Origin of the sequence: Achromobacter sp. GbtcB20 (genome assembly GCF_019091095.1) — a bacterium.
In the GTDB taxonomy this organism is placed as follows: domain Bacteria; phylum Pseudomonadota; class Gammaproteobacteria; order Burkholderiales; family Burkholderiaceae_B; genus Achromobacter; species Achromobacter mucicolens.
Window position 1 is genome coordinate 1 of record NZ_JAGXJZ010000073.1, and the last position, 991, is coordinate 991.

Below are 991 nucleotides of genomic sequence, written 5' to 3' on the forward strand. Positions count from 1 at the left end.
CAAGAGCATCAGTTCCAGGACGGGACGATTTGCCACCTGATGCAGCCAGACATCAATCAGGAAATCTATGGGCTGCCCGAGTACCTGGCGGCTCTCAACTCGGCATGGCTTAACGAATCCGCGACGCTGTTCCGACGCAAGTATTACTTGAACGGTAGTCATGCCGGCTTTGTGATGTACGTCACAGATCCGCTGCAGGATGAGACCTATGTGAGCGACATCCGCAAAGCGATGAAGGAAGCCAAGGGGCCGGGCAACTTCCGAAACCTGTTCGTATACGCGCCAGGTGGAAAGAAGGACGGCCTGCAGATCATCCCTGTAAGCGAGGTGGCCGCGCGCGATGACTTCTTCAACATCAAGAACGTTTCGCGCGACGACGTGCTGGCCGCGCATCGCGTGCCGCCGCAGCTGATGGGCTTGGTTCCGTCAAATTCCGGCGGCTTCGGCACGCCGATATCGGCGGCTAAGGTCTTCGCGCGTAATGAGCTGGAGCCGTTGCAGGCCAAATTCCTGGAAATCAACGAATGGATTGGCCAGGAGGTTGTCAGGTTTAAGCCTTACAGCATCCCAGGCGAGGGAGACGAGTAACCCCCTGCTGCGCACGCAAAGCCCCGCCAGTCGCGGGGCTTTTTTTGGTTCTCTTGGAAATCGGACAGGAACGGGCAGAAGCGTGCTCAAGCGTGTATCCGCCCCGCTCCGCAATGGCCGCTCATGCACGCTTTTGCATCGCGGTCCAAAGCGTCTGACAGGTCGATCCATTGTGCGAAAGCGACGAAGTGGAACTAGGGCTGTTCGGTCTAAGCTGCATCTCGGTTCGGCACAGTGTCGCTTGCCTCCAGCCTCTTTCCCATGCGTCCACCTTGGCATGCCATTCGGCAATGGCCTCACCGGTGTGATTCGGCATTGCCTGCGCTATGAAGTAGGGACAGTCGAGTAGCGTGAGTCCTTCACCGGCCGCGCTTGCTCCGTCCCTTTCGATATCCTCATACAT

The 991-nt window shown here is 57.9% G+C and carries 2 protein-coding genes; one reads left to right on the plus strand and one right to left on the minus strand.

The annotated features are described in order from the left end of the window. Nucleotides 1-588: phage portal protein (locus tag KVT32_RS27800; protein WP_217619161.1), on the plus strand; the 588-nt coding region annotated here is incomplete at its 5' end. A 121-nt stretch (nt 589-709) separates the two neighbouring features. On the opposite strand, the gene KVT32_RS32555 is transcribed toward KVT32_RS27800, so the two are convergent. Further along, on the minus strand, nt 710-991 hold the full coding sequence (locus KVT32_RS32555; RefSeq protein WP_305864150.1) for a CrpP-related protein: 282 nt from the start codon (nt 989-991) through the stop codon (nt 710-712).